General features: G+C 55.3%; 17 protein-coding genes. 3 read left to right on the top strand and 14 right to left on the bottom strand.

Features of this window, described 5'->3' with window-relative positions; translation table 11 throughout:
• Positions 1 to 78 precede the first annotated feature (78 nt).
• The gene (locus tag K1718_RS24720; protein WP_265680476.1) at positions 79 to 675 is read left to right on the top strand and encodes a GNAT family N-acetyltransferase; all 597 of its coding nucleotides are present in this window, start codon (positions 79 to 81) and stop codon (positions 673 to 675) included.
• Here the strand turns inward: K1718_RS24720 and mepA are convergent.
• Together mepA and K1718_RS24710 are read right to left on the bottom strand one after the other, a co-directional pair.
• Positions 672 to 1,754, bottom strand: a complete 1,083-nt coding sequence (gene mepA / locus K1718_RS24715; RefSeq protein WP_265680477.1) for a penicillin-insensitive murein endopeptidase — start codon at positions 1,752 to 1,754, stop codon at positions 672 to 674. The genes K1718_RS24720 and mepA overlap by 4 nt on opposite strands.
• 87 nt (positions 1,755 to 1,841) lie before the next feature.
• On the bottom strand, positions 1,842 to 2,927 hold the full coding sequence (locus K1718_RS24710) for a patatin-like phospholipase family protein (RefSeq protein ID WP_265680478.1): 1,086 nt from the start codon (positions 2,925 to 2,927) through the stop codon (positions 1,842 to 1,844).
• A gap of 300 nt (positions 2,928 to 3,227) precedes the next feature.
• Here K1718_RS24710 and K1718_RS24705 point away from each other — a divergent pair, with 300 nt between their 5' ends.
• Entirely contained in the window at positions 3,228 to 4,271 is a 1,044-nt protein-coding gene (locus tag K1718_RS24705) for a M42 family metallopeptidase (protein ID WP_152503605.1), read from the top strand.
• Between the two features lie 119 nt (positions 4,272 to 4,390).
• On the opposite strand, the gene K1718_RS24700 is transcribed toward K1718_RS24705, so the two are convergent.
• The 12 genes from K1718_RS24700 to K1718_RS24645 form a co-directional block, all read right to left on the bottom strand.
• The gene (locus K1718_RS24700; protein ID WP_265680479.1) at positions 4,391 to 4,693 is read right to left on the bottom strand and encodes an NIPSNAP family protein; all 303 of its coding nucleotides are present in this window, start codon (positions 4,691 to 4,693) and stop codon (positions 4,391 to 4,393) included.
• A gap of 143 nt (positions 4,694 to 4,836) precedes the next feature.
• Positions 4,837 to 5,439 carry a hypothetical protein gene (locus tag K1718_RS24695; RefSeq protein ID WP_265680480.1) on the bottom strand — a complete coding sequence of 201 codons (603 nt, stop codon included), beginning with the start codon at positions 5,437 to 5,439 and terminating at the stop codon, positions 4,837 to 4,839.
• Positions 5,440 to 5,519: 80 nt separating this feature from the next.
• Positions 5,520 to 6,215 (bottom strand): alpha/beta hydrolase, encoded by a 696-nt coding sequence (locus K1718_RS24690; RefSeq protein ID WP_265680481.1) that lies wholly within the window; start codon positions 6,213 to 6,215, stop codon positions 5,520 to 5,522.
• A 1-nt stretch (position 6,216) separates the two neighbouring features.
• The gene (locus K1718_RS24685; RefSeq protein WP_265680482.1) at positions 6,217 to 7,482 is read right to left on the bottom strand and encodes a TCR/Tet family MFS transporter; all 1,266 of its coding nucleotides are present in this window, start codon (positions 7,480 to 7,482) and stop codon (positions 6,217 to 6,219) included.
• A gap of 49 nt (positions 7,483 to 7,531) precedes the next feature.
• A complete protein-coding gene (locus tag K1718_RS24680) occupies positions 7,532 to 9,133 on the bottom strand; it encodes a B12-binding domain-containing radical SAM protein (protein WP_265680483.1) in 1,602 nt (533 codons plus the stop codon).
• A gap of 127 nt (positions 9,134 to 9,260) precedes the next feature.
• The gene (locus K1718_RS24675) at positions 9,261 to 10,574 is read right to left on the bottom strand and encodes a tetratricopeptide repeat protein (protein ID WP_265680484.1); all 1,314 of its coding nucleotides are present in this window, start codon (positions 10,572 to 10,574) and stop codon (positions 9,261 to 9,263) included.
• Between the two features lie 72 nt (positions 10,575 to 10,646).
• Positions 10,647 to 10,847 carry a cold-shock protein gene (locus tag K1718_RS24670; protein WP_152504471.1) on the bottom strand — a complete coding sequence of 67 codons (201 nt, stop codon included), beginning with the start codon at positions 10,845 to 10,847 and terminating at the stop codon, positions 10,647 to 10,649.
• Positions 10,848 to 11,115: 268 nt separating this feature from the next.
• The gene (locus K1718_RS24665) at positions 11,116 to 11,568 is read right to left on the bottom strand and encodes a YtoQ family protein (protein ID WP_265680486.1); all 453 of its coding nucleotides are present in this window, start codon (positions 11,566 to 11,568) and stop codon (positions 11,116 to 11,118) included.
• Between the two features lie 151 nt (positions 11,569 to 11,719).
• Positions 11,720 to 13,525, bottom strand: a complete 1,806-nt coding sequence (locus tag K1718_RS24660) for an adenylate/guanylate cyclase domain-containing protein (RefSeq protein WP_265680487.1) — start codon at positions 13,523 to 13,525, stop codon at positions 11,720 to 11,722.
• 44 nt (positions 13,526 to 13,569) lie between these two features.
• Positions 13,570 to 14,427 (bottom strand): SDR family oxidoreductase, encoded by an 858-nt coding sequence (locus K1718_RS24655; protein WP_265680488.1) that lies wholly within the window; start codon positions 14,425 to 14,427, stop codon positions 13,570 to 13,572.
• A 2-nt stretch (positions 14,428 to 14,429) separates the two neighbouring features.
• Entirely contained in the window at positions 14,430 to 15,269 is an 840-nt protein-coding gene (locus tag K1718_RS24650) for a TrmH family RNA methyltransferase (RefSeq protein WP_265680489.1), read from the bottom strand.
• 80 nt (positions 15,270 to 15,349) lie between these two features.
• Positions 15,350 to 15,979: a TetR/AcrR family transcriptional regulator gene (locus tag K1718_RS24645; RefSeq protein WP_173006179.1), complete on the bottom strand. Its 630-nt coding sequence runs from the start codon at positions 15,977 to 15,979 to the stop codon at positions 15,350 to 15,352.
• Positions 15,980 to 16,142: 163 nt separating this feature from the next.
• Here K1718_RS24645 and K1718_RS24640 point away from each other — a divergent pair, with 163 nt between their 5' ends.
• A complete protein-coding gene (locus tag K1718_RS24640) occupies positions 16,143 to 17,342 on the top strand; it encodes an efflux RND transporter periplasmic adaptor subunit (protein WP_265680490.1) in 1,200 nt (399 codons plus the stop codon).
• Position 17,343 lies beyond the last annotated feature (1 nt).

Here is a 17,343-nt window from a genome sequence, read left to right as displayed (position 1 = left end):
TTTTTCCTTGAAGCACCATTCAATGCAAAGCGCCGTCAATACGTGAATTGACGGCGGCAAGAGCGCTAGAAACATGATGTGACTGTTTCGGTGCTCGACTATGTTTTGTTGGCAGGGCAGTGCGGAAAATCGCACGAAGAAGACAAGAGATCGATGATGAAAATTCGCAACGCCGACCCGAAAGACATTCCAGAAATCCTCGCGCTCTATAATCATGCCGTCAGAGAGACAACGGCTGCCTGGACGACAAGAGAGGAAACCCTCGAAGAGCGCCTCAACTGGTTCGAAAATCGTCAATTGGCAGGTTTGCCGGTGTTGGTGGCGGAAACGGAAGAGGGCAGCGTCGCCGGTTTTGCCAGTTACGGATCCTTCCGTGCAAAGGAAGGCTATCGTCTGACGGCCGAACACACGGTCTATGTTGATCCGAGGGTGCAAAGGCGGGGAGTTGGGCGCAAGCTTCTGACACAGTTGATCTCAACCGCAACGGCAAACGGATATCATGTTCTGGTCGGCGTGGTAGATGGCGACAACGCTGCATCAATTGCCTTACACAGTGCTGTTGGTTTTGAGGTCACCGGACGCTTGCCGCAGCTCGGAACCAAGTTCGGACGCTGGCTGGATCTGGTATTCCTGACAAAGGTGCTCGACGAAAAGGCGGCAGCTCCGGTGGGCTAGTTCGCTTTCAGCACCGTTCTGCAATCTCGGGGCAAGGCTGCCAGGGCCATCGGGCGTTTCTTGACCACCTTCGGCTTCTCGCCTTTCTTGGGCGGGTTCTTCGGCACCCAGGGTTCGTCCGACAGCCAATAGGTCAGATGTTCGCCACAGCCATCGCCGGGCGGTGGCGGGTTCTGGTTCTTGCAGCCAACACTGCCGGCCGGGCAAGATAGTCGCACATGGAAATGATAGTGGTGGCCCCACCAAGGCCGGATCTTTCGAAGCCAAGCCCGGTTCTGTCCTTCCTCAAATTCGCACAAGGCTTTCTTGATTGTCGGATTGACGAATATCCGCGCGACCCGCTTGTCGGAGGCGGCCCGGCGGATCAGGCGGGCGTGGACGTCGGTCCATTTGTTCGGGTCGACACGGCGATCGGCACCTTTCACATCCAGTGGACCTTTCAACATTGAGATTGCCGAAATTTGTTCACGTTCCTCGGTGCTCAAGCGCCGGTTGGGCATTTCCCTGAGCCAGATGTCAGCATCCAGGCCAATCTGATGGCTGGCATGCCCGGACAGCATCGGTCCTCCTCGAGGCTGTGCCAGATCACCGACCAAAAGGCCATTCCAGCCGACCTTTGGGGCATCTGCTGCAAGATCCTTCAGGTAGGCGATCAGTTCGGGATGGCCCCAGTTGCGGTTCCTGGAAAGCCGCATGGCCTGCCATGTTGGACCATCGGCAGGCAGGACAGTTCCGCCGGCAAGGCACCCTTTTGCATAGGAGCCTATGGCACGGGCTTTTAACGACGCCGGACCGTTTGCAGCGCCGAAATAGTTCTTGGCTGGAAAATCGGGGTAAAGCACCAGCTCAGGTTTGCTGGCAACGTAGCCTTCAGGGACTGCACGCTTTCGTGCGGGCACCGGGGTGCCCGCAATTACCTTCAGGCTTGGTGTGTCGTCCGTCTGTTCAGCGGATGTCGGTTTGACGGCTGGGACGGGGACAACAGCCGCCAATGACGGGGGCGACAGCACGAAAAATGCAGCACCTGCGCAAGCGGTGAGTGCGGGCTTCAAATTGCTGGCTGCCGATCTCCAGTCCATGACCACTTTGGAACCTCGTGCATCAATGCCTCAGTGGAGCCAGTGCACGCCGGAGGGGTTTCCGGCGCCCGGTTCCACCTTTTTGCTTCAGGCAGCATGCACTAATTCTGTTGGTCCTGCATCCGTTTCCCTGTTTTCCGCGTGCTCTTTCAACATGTCAGCAAGGTCATCGAGGAATATCGTATTGTCACGAATGACAACGTCGGCTGCACCGTTAAGCGCAATGATGTTGCCGGGTCGGGCATTGTCCATGTCTTCGCCATCCGGCGCCAGTTCCGCATTCAGCCGGTAGTAGGTGACATTTGGCAGGTCGCCGAAGAGATGCGCCGCTTGATAGGCCGCAGTCTGGCTCTGGCCGTCGGAGAATATCGACAGGATCGGTACACCTTTTGAAGGCTGCATCCAGCCGAGGCCACCCCAGCCGATAGCTTCCTTGTAGGGGAAGGGTCGTTCAGGCGCCTTTCCGGTCCCGAGTGACAGGATGACGATTTCATCCTGATCCCATCCGATCTTGCGCGCTTCGAGATAGGCGGCAACGGCCGGGTCGTTCATGAAGACACCGCCATCGACTAGGGCTTCATCTCGCTTGCGGGTCAGATTCTCGACCCTGGCCGGCTCAAAGAAGGAAGGCGCTGCCGTGGTCGCACGCACGGCCTGCCAGAAATAGTAGTCATCGGGACGGCTGCCATTTTCCTCCAGCCCGTTGGTCATGAACACCGCCTTGCGCTGTTCAATGTCGTAAGCTGTCAGCACCAGCTTTGTGAGTGCGCTGGCCATGGAAGTCCATCCGAAACGCTCCTTCAGGAGTTTTTCAAGTGGCCGTGCATCATAGGTCTCGTCAAACAGGCCGTAAGGGTTGGTGACGGCGCGCGCCAGTCTGGTCGTGATCGAGTTGTTGAAGATATCACGCGCGTCACGTTCATAGAAAGCTCTGAGCTCGGCAATTGTCGCTGCCGCTTCACCCATGTTGCCACCAGGACGTGGTGCACTCAGACCGGCGGCAATCAGGCCGCCTGTAGACGTGCCTGCCATCAGGTCGAAGACTTTGTGCAAGCCTGCGCCAATGCCTCGCTGGTTGAGCCTGTTTTCAAGCGTTTCGAGAATACGCAATGGAATAAGGCCGCGAACACCGCCGCCATCTATAGAGAGAATAAAACGTCTTTTCTGGGCCATGATCCGTCCCCGAGTGGTCTAATCGAAAGGGGCTACGTCTTTTCGCAAAAGCGATAGGCGTCTTTTGTATCTAGGAACAATTTTTCGCGATAAAATACGACACCGCAATGGCAAAGCATAAACTGCAGGTTCGAAATTGCGAATTTGACGACCAATCGGTTAAGGCGTAGCAGAGATTATCTTCAAAAAAGACAGGTCCTAATTACTGCTTTACGCTGTTTCTTGCCGCTTATGCTCTTTATCCGTGTGGGGATTTTGGCATAGGATCGGATCTGGAAATCAACCCCGACAGGATGCCCCATGAATATCGAACTGCTCCGCAACCTTTGTGAGACACCGGGTGTACCGGGTCACGAACACCGCGTTCGCGACTTGATCCAGGCCGAAATCAAGGATCTTTTCGACGAAGTGACAGTCGATCCCATGGGTTCGCTTTTGTGCAAGCGGAACAGCCGCAAGGCATTGAAAAAAGGCGAACCGAAGAAGGTCATGCTGCTCTGTCATATGGACGAGATCGGGTTTCTGGTCTCCCATGTCACGGACAAGGGCTTCGCGCATGTCCAGCCGGTCGGAGGTTTTGATGCTCGCAACCTGTTCTCCCGGCGCGTGCTCGTGTCCACAGATGAGGGGGACTATAAGGGTGTGATGAACCCGGGCGGCAAACCAATCCACATTTCTTCACCGGAAGAACGCAAAAAAGTCCCTGAACCCAAGGAATTCGTGATCGATCTGGGCCTTGGGGAAAAGACCAAGGATGTCGTCAAGGTCGGTGACATGGTCACCATGGATGAACCCTTGATCGAAATCGGTGACAAGATCGTCTCGAAAGCGCTCGACAACCGTATTGCCTGCTGGCTGGGTATTGAGGCGATCAAGGGGCTCGGCAAGGTCAAACACGCTTGTGAAATCCACGTAGCCTTCACCTGCCAGGAAGAAGTTGGTCTGCGCGGTGCCCGCACAGCATCCTTTGCCATAAAGCCCGACATTGGCCTCGGCATCGATACGACCCTTTCCTGCGATACACCTGGCGTTCCGGAGCAGGATCGAACCACGGTTCAGGGCGCAGGCTTTGGTCTTCACGTGAAGGATTCAAGTTTCATTGCCGACCGGGATCTGGTGAAGGAATTTGAAGCGCTTGCGGAAAAAGAAAAAATTCCGTTCCAGCGCACGATGCTGGCCGCCGGTGGCCAGGATGGCGCCGCCGCTCAGCAAGCCGCAGCCGGTGCCAAGGCAGTCGGTATCGTCGTCGGCACCCGCTACATCCACACTGTCACTGAAATGATCCACAAATCGGACCTTCAGGCCGCACTGGATGTTCTGGTCGCCTACCTGAAGAAGGCATGATCTGGCAGGTCTTTCCTGTCCGGCTGGCATGAAGCTGGGCTGAGATTGGAAAAAGTGTAAGGCCCTGGGTCAAGTCCGGGGCCTTTGCCATTTGCGTATGATGTCCGGCTTTGTCGCGTTCAAGTGACCGGGCGCAGAAAGTGGCGGTCGTAGCGCCGAATGCAGGCTGTTTCTTCTGCGAACCGAAATGCCTTTTGGCAGTCCGCATCCTCCATACTCTTGGCACGATAGACCTCGTAGTCGGCAAGGGAGGAGAAGGAAAAAAGACAGACTGCAAGATCGCTCGGGCTTTCATGCGGCAGATAATAGCCATGATGTGTGCCGCCGAACTTTTCCACCAGCGGGATCCACATCCGCGCATATTCTTCAAATTCGTTCAGCTTCGCCGGTTCGATTTCATACTTGATGTAACAGGTAATCATCACGTGTCTCCCGTTGCTGCTGAACGACAACCATTTGTGCGTGCCGACACAAACTTTACAAGGTCAAACCGAAAAACCCCGCCAATGAGCGGGGCTTGGTGCTGTGTCAATTGCGGCTCATAAGATGAAAGTCTTGGCAGCGATCAGGCAATAGTTCCCAGGAGATTGGAGACCTGTTCACCGTTTCCCGCATAAAGCTCGCTCACAGACGCGCTCTGATAGCTGAAGGAGCTGTTCCCAAAGTCGCCTTCAATAGTGGAGGCGCTGGCTGAGCGAACGGAAAGCCCGGTTTCGCTGTCGAAGGAGACCCGCTCGAAGGAGACGAATTGAGCCGATAAGGTCTCACCGCCGATTTCCGCTTCAATTGTTGTCGTCGAGATCGTCGCACTCTCATAGGCAACAGACGCCGATGGACCTGCAGTCTCTTCGCCCAGGGCCACCTTCAGCTTGCCTGCTGTTTTCTGATAGTCCTCGACGGTTGCCAACGCACCCTCTTTGGCGTCTTCTTCGTCTTCACCTTTGCCCTTTTCGACGGCCGCTTGCAGCGCGGCAATCACCACCGCATCTTCTTCGGCCTTTTTGCTGGCAGTTTCCAGAAGGCTTTCTGCCGGTGCGGCCTGCTGTCCCTTACGCTGGCCGATTTCATGGCCGTGAGCATGGCCTTTTGGGCCATCCTGGACGCCATTCGAAAAACTGGCTGAAAATAGACTTGCGCTCTGGGTGGTGGTTTCGATCGAAATCTGCATTGTGCGTGGATCCTCGGCTCCCGGCCCGTTCTGGGCCGGCAAAGGTGCACAGAGGATCGCTCAATAGGGTTAACAGGCCATTAACCAATTGGTATCGGACAAGACGTCTTGGAAAGCTGCTCCTTCAGGAATTTACCGCCCAATGCCAGACCGCGCTCGTCGATGCTGTGGGGAAGACCGGCGAGTTTGTGCAAGTCACACGCAATCCCTGCCTGGGTGAGCGCAGCATGTGCAGTATCGGCGTGATAGCAGGGGACGACATCATCCTCAGTGCCATGCACGATCAGTACGGGACAGCTGGTTCTCACCTCGCCAAGGCGATCTGCGCCCGGCAGAAGGCCGGAAAATCCAACAATGGCGGAAGGTGAAGACTTTCGGCGTAATCCGCATTGCAATGCCATCATTGTGCCCTGACTGAAGCCGACAAGTGCGAGGGAGCTGTCATCCAGGTTATGCCGACGGAGTTCAGTGTCGAGAAATCTGTCGAGTATCGATTGCGCGGCCTCGGCTCCAATGCGGTATTCGTGCAAGGAGCGTTCCGTCAAGGCAAACCATTGGCGCCCGCCAAAAGCCTCGAAAGGCAAAGGTTCGGGAGCATTGGGGGCTATGAAAGCAGCCTCTGGCAACAGGCTTTGCCAGGCTCGACCCAGTTCGATCAGATCGCTGCCGTCTGCACCATACCCGTGCAATAAGACAACCAATTGGCTGGCTGTGTTGCCTGAGAGTGGATCAAGGCGCGGGCCATCCAGGACAAGGTCATTCAGTGGATCTGTCATCTCATTCCGCCGGGTTTTCTTTCTTTTCGTTACGAGCGCTAGCGGGCGTTTTTTCCTGGAGACGCATGAAGGGCAGGGCAATCAGCATGGAGGCCAGGATCAGGAGGCCTGCAAGGGCGAAAGGCGCGCCCGGAAAATAAACGGCAGCATCCGGTCCGGAGAAGTGGGAAAAGACCTGTGTCATCACAAATGGACTGAAGACCATGGAAAGACCTGCCGCACTGGAGATCAGCCCCTGAAGTTCGCCCTGCGCGTTGTCCGGAATACGATTGGACATAAGGCCGGTAAAGGCTGGTGTCGCCAAAGCACCGAAGGAGGCAAACGCGACCATGGCATAGGCCATCCAACCGGACTGCGCGAAGGAAAGTCCTGTAAATGCGATCAAATTGGCAACCAACCCGATCAAAAGTGTTCTGCCCGGTCCGAGTTTCGGCTCCAGGACGCGAATGAGGTATCCCTGAACAAAGGCGAAGCCGACGCCGACGAATGCCAGGGACAGGCCGATATCACCCGGGCTCCAGCGAAACACTTCCTCTGTGTAGTAGCTCCAGATAGCAGGGTAGACATAGTGCGCGATATCGAACAGGAAGACCGCAAGCAGGAGCGTCCTAACTGCGGGATAATGGGCGATCTGTTTCAGGGCGCCGAGGGGATTGGCACGCTTCCATTTAAACTTGCGTTTGTTTTCTACTTTGAGTGTTTCAGGCAGAACGAAATAGCCAAACAGGAAGTTGACAAACGACAGTGCAGCCGCAGCGTAAAACGGTGCGCGCGGGCCCCATTCGCCAAGAAATCCGCCGATCATGGGACCGAGCACAAAACCGACACCGAAACCGGCGCCAATCAGGCCGAAATTCTTGGCGCGATCTTCTTTGGAGGACACGTCGGCGATATAGGCTGACGCGGCAGCGAACGTGGCGCCGGCCACGCCCGAAAGCGTCCTGCCGATGAAGAGAATTGCCAGGCTCCAGGACAGTGCCATGATGAGATAGTCCACGGCCATGGCAAACATGGAGGCAAGCAGCACAGGCCGTCGTCCGAACCGGTCTGAGAGGTTGCCGAGGGTCGGGCCGCACGCAAACTGCATAAGCGCGTAAACAACGCTCAAAGCGCCGCCCCACCGCGCGGCATCACTGACAGGCAACTCGGTCAGTTCGGTCAACAGCGACGGCATGACGGGCATCATCAGCCCGATGCCCATCGAGTTGATGGTCAGCGTTACGAGTATGAAGCCGAGCGCACTGCGTTTTGAAAGACCGGTTTGCACAAAGCCTTCCTGGTCTGGTGTTGGATCCGACCGGAATGCTTTAGCGCAACTACTCTGCGGCGACCAGAGTTGGCTGCTCCCAGTTGCCCTTTTCGATATCCGCGATCTGTTGATCGATCTGTGTCATGACAAACCGGGAGAACGGGCCAAGGTGAACGTAGAGCGCAAGCATCATCATGACCGGTTTAAGCGCACGGAAGTTCGTAAAGGCCGTCTTTGCCAAGGTCTTCCAGAACGGACCGCGATAGGTCGTTTCCTCGAACGTCATGGCATACATCAGCCTGCCGAACTGCTTCATGTCGTGGAAAAAACCTGCGCCGAAGATCGAACCGTTGGCGCCTTTCATGTCCAGCATTTCCGCAACTTTCTGAACGCGACCAAAATAGGCTTCCGGACTGTAAACCCTGTCAATGACCTTCTTGAAATCCTCAAGGATCTGTTCGCGGGGACGAACGGTCGTGAAGTTGAGACCTGCTGTGCACTGGTCACCATGGACCGTATCTGGATCGTCCATGCCGAAATCCGCGTGCAGACGGCCTTCCTTGGCAAGCCGGCGCGTCAGCTGGGTATTGGGGAGCGCATAGAGAAGACCGGTCATGGCAACCGGAATGGCGGCCTCTTCGATCAGAGCGGAGATTTCATCTGCAACCTTGTCGCTTTCTTCGTCGAAGCCGACGATGAAGCCAGCCAGGACGAATATCCCTGCGTCATAGATCTTGTGAACGCTCTTTGCGATATCCCTGCGCGTGTTCTGTTTCTTGCGCGTTGCGACAAGAACTTCTGGGTCCGGGCTCTCGATGCCGATAAAGACGGAAAAATATCCGGCGTCCTGCATCATTTTCAGAAGTGCTTCGTCATCCGCCAGATTGAGGGAGGCTTCGGTCGACATTTCAAACGGATAGTTCCGTTCTTTTTGCCAGGCTGCCAATTCGGGCAGAAATCCCTTAACGGCACGCTTGTTGCCGATCAGATTGTCATCGACGAAATCGACATGGCCGCGGTAGCCAAGTTCATGGAGACGGTCGAGCTCAGCCAGAATCTGTTTGTTGGATTTGGTGCGCGGCACACGACCATAGAGTTCAATGATATCGCAAAATTCGCACGTGAACGGGCAGCCGCGCGAATATTGAACGCCGATCTGAACATAGTCGTCGAATTTCAGAAGATCGAAACGCGGGATCGGGCTTGAAGTGACGTCGGCCTTAAACTTTTCCGCAGTAAAGCGTCCTTTGCGGTCACCCTCGTTCCAGGCGTCAATGAAAGTGCTCAAGATGCCTTCCGCTTCGCCGAGCACTAGAAAATCGGCGGCTTCATAAACTTCAGGAGACGATGTGGCATCAGGTCCGCCAACAGCGACCGGAACACCCTTTTCCTGAGCTTTGCGGATCACGGAAAGGCAATCGGCCTGCTGTGGCAGCATGCCGCCGGTCATGATCATGTCGGCCCAGTTGAAATCTTCTTCTTCAAGCTCGCCTGTGTTGCGATCGACCAGACGAACATTCCAGTTCTTTGGCAACATGGCTGCAACGGTGATCAGTCCAAGGGGTGGTGCCGGATATTTAGCGCCAACCATCTCGCAGGTTTTGCCGTAGTTCCAAAAGGAACCGGCATTAAACCGCGGATAGACCAATAATACGTTGCATTCTGTCATGCTGAATTTCCTTTCGAACGGGCAATCCGTCCTAAAACTGGCGACACATTATCAAGTTTACACGTGGGCACAACAGTTGAAGTGTCAACGGTTGCTGCGACAAATGATTGTTGATGTGATCAGGTCGTTACTCAACTGGTGCGTTGATCTTCTGCAAATGAAAAATAAGTCCGTGCACATCCTTGCCAAGTTCGCGGCGTAGAACAACAGGTTCTTCCTTCGTGTAAGAAAGTCCTGCAGCCTCTGCGCTTCGTCTCAGGTAATCCGGCGTATGGGCATATCGCCCGGTTGGATCGACCCGATAATCGGGGCCTGAAGTATCAGCCAAATGCTCGACGCTTGCGATCAAAAGCCCACCTGGTTTGAGTGCCCCGCTCAAGGCTTTCATGAACGGGTCGAGATCTCCGAGGTAACACAGCGTATCGACGCAAACTGCAAGGTCAAAGCGGGTCGGCAGGTCCGAATTCAAGAACTCGACAAGTTCGACTTCAAGCAGGAAATCATAGGCATTGAGCGCAGCTGCTTTTTTCAGCATCCCGGGCGACAGATCGATCCCGGTCAGTTTGTCACAATGATCGCGGATCAATGGTCCACACAAACCGGTCCCGCAACCAAGGTCAACCACGTCCTGAAAAGCCTTGTCACCTTGTTTCGCCAGTGCAATCACTTCATCGGCGACCAGCTCCGGCGCCCGGTATCCAAGGTTCTTGAGAACATCATCAAAACTCTCGGAGAAGCTGTCAAAGTGCTCTTTGACGTAGGCTTCAGGCGCTTGGTCGAGCGCGTCGCCGCGTACCGCTGCAAGCTGATATTGTGCGACCTTGTTGTCCGGGTCGGCCGCGACAATCGATTCCAAGTGTCTGACTGCACGGTCCTGCCGTCCGAGCGCGCATAGAACGCGCGCATGCCAGACAGGGTCCGACCAAACTTCCGAGCCGAATTCCAGGCACCGCTCCAGGGCCTCGGCGGCCTCTTCTTTCTTTCCGGCAAGCATCAACGACAAGCCGTAATTGTGCCAGGCATTGGGATTTTCCGGATCCAGGCGAACAACTTCCGTCAGGATCGGCAGAAGGTCTTCATTGTTGTCCGCACCTTCGAGCATAAGACTGATATTTTTCCAGGCATCCTCATGGCGTGGTTCCAATTCGACCGCACGCACATAGGCTTCGAGCGCCTGGTCGGATTGTCCGCCGATTTTCAGGATATTGCCGAGATTGTTGTAGGCCGCAGCGTTTTTCGAATTCTGTTCAAGGGATTTGCGGATCAGGATCACCGCATTGTCCGCCTTGCCGGCCTCAAAATGAAGAAGTCCTAGAAAATGAAGCCCGTCCGCATGGTCAGGGTCTTCGGTCAGGACGTCCTTGTATGCCGCCAGGGCTCCTTCGAGATTTCCGCTGCGATGTGCATCAATGCCTTCCTGCAGCCTTGCATCTATCTGCATGTCGTCACTCGTTCTGCCAATAAAAAAGGGCGGTCAGACCGCCCTTGTTTTCGGAAAGACCTGCGAGTGACCTTACAGGACTTTCAAATCTTCAGCCACCATTTGCCCGCGGCGCCACTCCAGATCAAAGGCAACGAGCTGCCCTTCTTTCAAAGTGTCGATACCCGATCGGTGAAGGGCTGAGATTTCGACGGGGATGTCCTCACCGTCTTCGGGTTCGATGCTGCCGATACCTCGGCGCTGATCAAACCATTTTACGTTTCCATGTTGCATGGATCTTGCTTTCCAATTCTCCGTATCAAGGCGCATGTCCGGCATTGATAATCGCCGATTTCAACGCCTTGATGACAATGTTGAAGTTAAAACTAAAGTACTTGTCAGATCCGATCCGGAATAAAGGGTCGGTTACGCAGTCTAACAGGACCGCTTTTCACCGAATTGCAGTTCCGATATGGAAGGGATCTTTTGCCCGGCTAATGTGCGTGGGCTAATACATAGCTTCTATTAGTATGGTAACTAAATAATTAATGTCAAGGCAGGCCTACAGCTTGCCCAAGATGACATATTGTAGAATATCGACGACTTGCGCTGGTGTTTCCGTCACTGCGAGTGCTGCGGCATCCACCTCTTTCAACGGGTGCGTCAGCGACGGGTCGTGCATCACAACAAGTGACTTGCCAAGCGCTGAAGCGTAACCCGCATCGAACGCCGCATTCCATTGTTTGTACTTGTCACCAAAACGAACGATGACGACATCCGCCTTCTCGATGAGAGTTCGGGTTCGGATTGCGTTTAACTTCGCGCCCTTGTGATCGTACCAGAATTTCTTGTCTTCCCCACCCAGAATGCTGGCGCCACAATCGTCGCTGGCGGCATGATCGGTTACCGGCGCGGAAAAGGTCACCGGGAGATTGAGCGCCTTTACACCTTCCACAATCTGGTCGCGCCAGTCCGTATGAATTTCACCCGAAAGGTAGACGTTCCAATTGCTCATGATTTTGCCCGTTCAGGATTATGAGTTCAGTATTGAAAGCCGGTCGGCCGTGCTTTCAAGCTGGGGAGCATTGATGCAGCCGTCAAGTGCAGATGGGACGGGGGCGAGGATGCATTTTCCAAATCGGACGTTATAAGCTTCGAAATCGTTGCTATTTCGAGGTCAGATGCCAGACGCCATCCCACCTGTCAGGAACGCCCTGAGTTTCGATGATTTGAAGCCGGTTCAAGAACACCCGCGCAATTCTGTCGTCGGGATCTTTCGCGAGAATAGTTGCAAACAGCTTGTGTGCGTCACTCCAAAGACCGGCAGCAAATGCGTGGAGAGCCTCTTCGGATGTGGCTTGCAGCTCCTTCAGGAAAGGGGTCATGTCGTTTGAACGCGCCAGGGCGGTAAACACACTGGTCGGTTCGGTCTTGCCCTTCACCTGGATCCGGTCGACGGCCCTGAATTCAATACCCGACGCCGTGTCACGTGTCCTTTGACAGACCAGCAACTGGGTGCCGTAGATCTTGTTGGCACTTTCCAGACGGGCGCCGAGGTTCACCGTGTCGCCCATGATCGTGTAGTTCTTGGTTTTCTCCGATCCGATCGACCCGATAACAGCATCTCCGGTTGCTATTCCGATGCGCTGTCTGATCTGGGGAAGATTTTTCTGTAGCCCGGTCAATTCCGGCAGTTCATCCTGGAATGCTTGCATGTGCTCGATATTGCGGAGCGCGCTCTCCACCGCGAGCGTTGTCTGTCCGCCATCATCGCAAAATGGCTGCGCCCAGAAAGCCATGATCGCGTCGCCGATATACTTGTCGATCACGCCTTGCCGATCAGTGATTTCCGAGGACATCAAGTCCAGATACCGGTTGAGCACCCGAACGAGGCCGGATGGTGTGAACTGCTCGGATATGCTGGTGAAGTCCGCCAGGTCCGAAAAATAGGCGGTCACAACTTTCTTCTCACCGGCCGTTGCATCTTCATGATCGGCAATCAGTCCGGACACGACGCGAGGATCCAGATATTGCCCGAAAGTGTCCTTGATTTTTTGCGTCGACCGCAATCCGTCCACCATGGTGTTGAAGCTGCGGGTCAGTGTACCGATTTCATCTTGCGTACGCGGTTCCAGCTCGACACTGAAGTCTCCCTGCTCAACGCGCTTTGCACTCAAGGTCAAAAGCTTCATGGGGCGCAAAATGCCGGAGATCACGAGAGAAGAGAGCAGCAATGCAAGGGCTCCTCCTGACGCCGTTGCGGCGATGCTCGCATAAAGGGCCTGTTGCTCATGAAGCGCCGCCGTGGCGATCGACTGGTCCGTAAACTGGCTGACATGCTTGTGCAGCTCATCGAGATGCGCCGTCAGCTTGTCTTCCTCCTGCTCAAGCTGTTCTTCCAGTTTTTCACGTGTTGCCGGTGGCAGGTCGGCCGTATTCACCAGAGTCGATGCATGCGTATGGAAATTGTTGTGCTGCGTTTCGATGGCCACAAGCGCTGGATATAGCGCTGCCAGTTCCAGCTTGTCCTGCAGCGACGCCGACTGATCCTGCGCGGCTTTGACACGTGTTTCCGCTGATTTCAGCAGGCCTTCAACCTTGTTGGCGTGTTCCTCGAACCGTGTGAAATCGTCAGCGAGGCGTTCTTCGAGATGCTTGATCCTGGTTTGAAGCTCGGGGTGATCCCGCAGGAGCGCATCGATTTCTTCAACAGATTTGTCGTAGCTTAGAACTTCCAGCCGGTCAGCCCGCAACTCCGCCTGATATTTCTCGGCGCGTTCCAGATCGATTTCTTCCTGCAGCGTCACGACTTCAATTTGCGCGATCTCGTTACGCAGTGGCGAATAGACCTTTGAAATCAGTTGCAACTCGTTGTTGATCTCAAAAATCTTGTAGATCGAGAACGCCGCTGCGGCGGCCATAACAGCAAAAACAATGAGGGAAATGCCAAATATTTTCCAGGCAATACGCATCAGGCAGATCCTCCATAGGCACAGCTGACGACTGGCAATAGTACTTAAATATAGGCGTGCAGGTCCCGGAGCGCGACACGATAGTTGGGAAAGCGGAAAGAATACCCAAGCTCGTCCTTTATGCGCTGATTGGAAACCCTTTTGTTTTCCCCATAAAAGGAGCGCGCCATCGGTGTCAGGTCCGCGGTCTCGAAGGGAATTTCAGGTGGGGGTTCAACCCCGAGAAGTTCCGCTGCAAAGGTGACCACATCCTGAGGTGGAGCGGGTTCGTCATCCGTGACGTTGTAAATGCGCGTTACAGGATTTGCCATGGCAAGCGACACCGCACCAGCGATATCAGAAACATGTATGCGGTTGAACACCTGTCCCGCCTTGACAAGGCGGCGGGCTTTGCCCTTTCGGAAGTTTTCAAACGCATTTCGGCCTGGGCCGTAGATCCCTGAAAGACGAAAAATCTGAACAGGACAATCGTTCGATCTCGCGAACTCCAGCCATGCGTTTTCTGCGGCGACCCTTTGCACCGATCTTTTCGAAACCGGTTTGCAAGGCGTGTCCTCATTCACCCAATCACCATCGTGATTGCCGTATACGCCAACGGTGGAGAGATACCCGACCCATTCCGGTCGACCGGCGGCAACATCTTCGCGGTGCATGTTCAGCACGGGATCACCGGCATCATTCGGTCCGATGGAGACGAGAACATGCGTTGCCGATGCAAGCGCTTCGGCAATGCCTTCGCCTTTGGCGGTGCCGTCGAACAGGAAAGGTTCGATGCCAGCCGCCTTGAGCGTTTCCGCCTTTGCGGCAGATCGTGTGGTGCCGCCGATCCAGTCAAACCGGTCCCGGATCTCTTCAATGAAGGCCTTTGAGGAAAACCCGACACCGAAAACAAAAAGGCGCATGGTCACAACTCCAGATGCTTGCGGCGAACTTCGTAAAGGGCGATGCCGGTCGCAACAGCAAGGTTCAAACTGTCGGCCTGACCGACCTGTGGAATTCGGATCAATGTCGAACAGGCATCCGCCATGTCGTCCTCCATCCCCTTCTGCTCATTGCCCATGACCAGTAGCACCGGCTCCTTGTAGTCCGGTGTCCGGTAGTCGACAGAACCTTTGAGGTGCGTCGCTGCAACTGTGCCTGACCATTTTTCAGCCAGCGCTTTGAATTCGTCCTTGGTCATTCGGGCCAGAGGCACGTGAAAGAGCGAACCCATGGTGGCGCGCACCGCTTCAACCGCAAAGGGGTCCGTGCAATCACCAACCAGCATGACACCGGCTCCACCGACCGCATCAACCGTGCGAATGATCGTGCCGAGATTGCCCGGGTCCCGTATCCGATCAAGTGCGACCCAAAGGTTTGAACCCTTCGGATCAACTTCCGTGGCTGAAAGGAGCTTTTGTCCATAGACACCGACAACCATTTGCGGATTGTCCTTGCGCGTCATGGCGGACATGACAGCCGTGGAAACTTCCAGGATCAAGGCGCCGCGTGCCTTGGCGGTTGCGGCAGCTTTTTGTGCTATGGGGTTGTCACGCCCTGCCGGACCAAGGGCGAGATAGCGAACATCCCAACCGGCTTCCAGCGCATCGGTTGCCAGCTTCAGTCCTTCAGCAACAAACAGGCCCGATTGGCTTCGATGCTTGCGTTGAGCGACAAGCCCTTTGATTTCCTTGACGATCGGATTGGAGTGACTGGTGATCTGTTTCACCGCGCCGATGCGCTGAGATTTGCCGGATTGAGGCATTCTTTGCTCCGGGAGCTCATCAGGAGCCAGGGACGGGATTTGAACAATTTACGCTGGAGTATGCGCTGGCCCTTGTCGGGTCAAGGTTTTTGGCGCTGATCTTGTGGCGGGAGCAGTCTCTGTGTTGCCAGCAAAACCGAGTCGTTGATGTCTACCGGAAACGAAGTCACATCCAGCTTGCCGTCAATCGAGAGGAAGGACAGACCATGGACCTGCGTCCAGAGCGGAAATGCAGTCTTGATAACCCCCTCGGTGATGTCGTCTTCGCCAAGATAGCGCGCAACCTCTGCAAGCAGGACACCATAGCAACCGCGCCCAACCTGTTTGAGCTCTTCAATCCGCCCCGAATGGCTTCTGGTGCTGAACATGAGACGAAACGTGTGCGGCTCCCGAATAGCGAATGCAACGTAAACCCGGCCGATTGCAGAGATCGATTCAAGGGACCCGCGCGGATGTTCTGAGGCGCTTTGCGACATTTCCGCACCAAGGCGTTGAAGTCCGTCTTTGGCGACATCCGTCAAAAGATCGTCTTTGGAGGAAAAGTGCCGGTAGGGCGCAGCTGTACTCACCCCGGCCAGACGGCAGGCGTCCGACATGGAGAACCCGTCGGGGCCGTGTTCCTCGATCAATCGCCTCGCGGCAGCGATCAGTTGACCGCGCAAATCGCCATGGTGATAGGCGCTTTTCTTCTGGATCTTTTTCCTGGCCATTCTCAATGCTTCTAAATTTTTTCCGGCGAATCCCCTTGCGGAAGTTAATTCTTCTAACATATGTTAACAACAGTAACATAGTTAGTAATGTTCACATTCGGGCATCTGTCTGCACGAACGTAGATCGAAAATGCGATTACCGGACGAAAAGCGAGGGTGCGGCATGTCGGGAAAAACTCATGCACAGGATGCGGGAACGCAAAAGACTGGCCGTTTTCGTCGCCTAGCCCGGGGATTTGCAAGTCTGGCGACATTTTCCGTAAATGTCGGTATGGCGGCAGCTGCTGTGGTTATTGGCGTCACCACGATCCAGATGCGGGCAGCGGAAAGGCCGGACGTACAACCAGCGCCCCTCACCGAAGTGATCACGATCAACCCGGACTTTCAGACAGGATACGATGTCACGCGAAGTTTTGTCGGACGTCTGGAACCGGCGCGCAGGACAGACCTCGGATTTGAACTGTCCGGAACGGTTCGCGAAATTCAAGTGGACGAGGGCGGCAGCGTTCAAAAGGGCGATATCATCGCGGTTTTGGACACAAGATCGCTTGAAGCCGAGCGCCGTCGGCAGCAAGCCAATCGTCAGGCGACAGAAAGTGACCGGGAATTGGCCCAGTTAACGCTCGACCGCCGAACAAAGCTTAAGGATTCCGGGCATGTGAGCGATCAGGTGCTGGACGAGGCACGGCTGTCGCTCAGCCGGCTGGACGCTTCCCTTGCGCAGATTGATGCGGCAATCGAGGCGATCGAAATCAGTCTGGACAAATCGGTGTTGCGGGCACCTTTTGATGGCCATATCGGTGAACGCCTGCTTGACGAAGGAGCAACCGTCGCCCCGGGGCAAGCGGTTCTGCGGGTTCTTGAAAGCGCCCGCCCAACCGTTCGAATTGGTTTGGCACCGGAAGTGGTTGACCGGCTTCAGCATGAAGATACCTATGAAATCCGCATTGGGGACGTGATTTACGCTGCAGCGTTGTCTGGCCTCAGACCGGATCTTGAGACACGCACGCGGACGGTTGAATCTCTGTTTGAACTCGAGAACAGCACTGCTGCCCCGGGGTTCGGCAGGCTGGCTGAGCTCTCTCTGACGGAGCGGATCGCGTCTGAAGGGTACTGGGTGCCGACCACGGCCCTCAAAGAAGGTCCGCGAGGCCTTTGGACACTTCTGACCGTTGTTTCCCTGTCTTCGGAAGGTGCCGCTGTGGAATACAAGGTCGCCCGCGAGGCGGTTGAGGTGATCCACGCCGATGGAGGTCGCTCATTTGTCCGCGGTACGATCTCCAAGAACAGCGTCATTGTTGCTAAAGGCGTGCACAGAGTGGTCACCGGCCAATCGGTCCGTCTTGCGTCAAGTGGGGTTTAAG

This window comes from Roseibium porphyridii, from assembly GCF_026191725.2.
Taxonomy (GTDB): Bacteria; Pseudomonadota; Alphaproteobacteria; order Rhizobiales; family Stappiaceae; genus Roseibium; species Roseibium porphyridii.
Note: the sequence above shows the minus strand (reverse complement) of the source record. Positions and strands in the feature narration are given on the sequence as shown.